1 protein-coding gene is annotated in these 2103 nt (G+C 71.0%); it reads left to right on the top strand.

The genetic code is table 11. The features are described 5' to 3' along the window. Nucleotides 1–1765 (top strand): phosphoenolpyruvate--protein phosphotransferase (gene ptsP, locus I53_RS00145; protein ID WP_043345271.1); only part of this gene is annotated, 1765 nt, incomplete at its 5' end. Nucleotides 1766–2103 lie beyond the last annotated feature (338 nt).

The raw sequence follows: 2103 nt of genomic DNA, 5'->3' as shown, positions 1-2103 counted from the left end.
GGGGCTGGCCCCCGATGCCGGCACCGCGGCCCGCCGCCCGGTCCTGGCGCGGGGCATCGCGCTGGCCGACGGCATCGGCCTCGGCTACGTGGTGCTGCACGAGCCCCGCGTCGTGGTGAAGACGCTGATCGCCGAGAACGTCGACCGCGAGGTCGCGCGCCTCGACGCGGCCATCGAGGAGGTCCGCTCGGCGATCGACGCGCTGGTGGAGCGCGGCGACCGGATCGGTACCGCGGAGAGCCGCGAGGTTCTCGAGACCGTCCGAATGTTCGCCCACGACAAGGGCTGGCTCCGGCGCATGCGGGAGGCCGTGGCGTCGGGCCTGACCGCAGAAGCCGCGGTCGAGCGGGTCCAGTCGGACAACCGCGCGCGGATGATGCGCCAGTCGGATCCGTATCTGCGGGAGCGGCTGCACGATCTCGACGATCTCGCCAACCGCGTCCTGCGCACCCTGATCGGCTCCGAAGCGGCCGGAACCATGGTGCTGCCGGAGAACGCCATCCTGGTGGCGCGCACCATGGGGCCGGCGGCCCTCCTCGACTACGAGGCCTCGACCCTGCGCGGCATCGTCCTGGAGGAGGGTGGTCCGACCAGCCACGTGGCGATCGTCGCCCGGGCGCTGGGCATCCCGGCCGTGGGCGAGGTGGAGAATGCCACCGCCCTGTGCGACGCGGGCGATGCCATCATCGTCGACGGCGTGGCCGGCGAGATCCATGTCCGGCCCGGTCCCGAGGTCGAGGCCGCCTATGCCGAGATGGTGCGCCTGCGCGCCCGGCGGCAGGAGCAGTACCGGGCGCTGCGGGACGTGCCCGCCCAGACCCGCGACGGCGTGCGCGTCGGCCTGCACCTCAATGCCGGCCTGCTGGTCGATTTCAGCCACCTGCAGGAGACGGGCGCCGAGGGCGTGGGCCTGTTCCGCACCGAGCTGCAGTTCATGGTGGCGCAGCGCATGCCGTCGGCGGCCGAGCAGGAGGAACTGTACCGCAAGGTCTTCGCCGCCTCGGCGGGCAAGTCCGTCACCGTCCGCACCCTCGACATCGGCGGCGACAAGATCCTGCCCTACATGGCCAAGCTCGAGGAGGAGAACCCCGCCCTCGGCTGGCGGGCGATCCGCATCGGCCTCGACCGGCCGGCTTTGCTGCGCATGCAGCTGCGCGCCCTGCTGAAGGCCGCCGACGGCGACCCGCTCAAGATCATGTTCCCGATGGTCGCCACGGTGGATGAATTTGTGCGCGCCCGCGGCATCGTCGAGCGGGAAAAGGCCTACCTGAAGCGCCACGGCTACCGGCTTCCCACCGATTGCCGCCTCGGCGCGATGATCGAGGTGCCCTCGCTCCTGTTCCAGATCGACGAGATCGCCCGGGAGGCCGATTTCCTGTCGGTCGGCTCGAACGACCTGATGCAGTTTCTGTTCGCTGTGGACCGGGAGAATCGCCGGGTCGCCGACCGCTTCGATCCGTTGAGCGTGGCGGCCCTCCGCGCCTTCCGGCTGATCGCCGAGCGGGCCAACGCGGCCTCCTGCCCGGTGACGGTCTGCGGCGAGATCGGCGGCCGCCCCCTCGACGCCATGGCGCTGATCGGCCTCGGCTACCGGCAGCTGTCGATGTCGCCGGCCGCGATCGGGCCGGTCAAGGCCATGGTGCTGAGCCTCGATGCGGGTGCCATCGCCGAACTCATCGACGCCGAGATGGCGCGGATGCATGACGGCGACTCCCTGCGCCCGGCGCTCACGGCCTTCGCGCACGCCCACGGCATCCCTATTTAACTGCGACCCTTGCCGAACATTCGGCCGGGGTTGTACGGCAACGCCACGACGCTTTCGGCCGACGCGCCGCGGCTTCCGCTCTCGAACGGAAGGGGCGTGGATTTGGGGGAAGTCCTGCCGGGTCACGGTCCCTCCAAGCCACGCGTCTCTTCCCCCCGAGACGAGACCCGCGCCCAGCCCGGAACGGCACGCGCAGACCTGCAGAAACACGGGCGATGATCCCCTTTCCACCGAGCGCCTCGACGCCATCCTGGCGCGGCACGACATCGTCACCGCGCAGCTCGGCTCCGGCGAGATCGATCCGGAGACCGTGGTCCAGCTCTCCCGCGAGCTGTCCG

This window comes from Methylobacterium sp. B1 (genome assembly GCF_000333255.1).
GTDB classification, from domain to species: Bacteria; Pseudomonadota; Alphaproteobacteria; order Rhizobiales; family Beijerinckiaceae; genus Methylobacterium; species Methylobacterium fujisawaense.
This window is presented reverse-complemented; position numbering and strand designations above follow the sequence as displayed.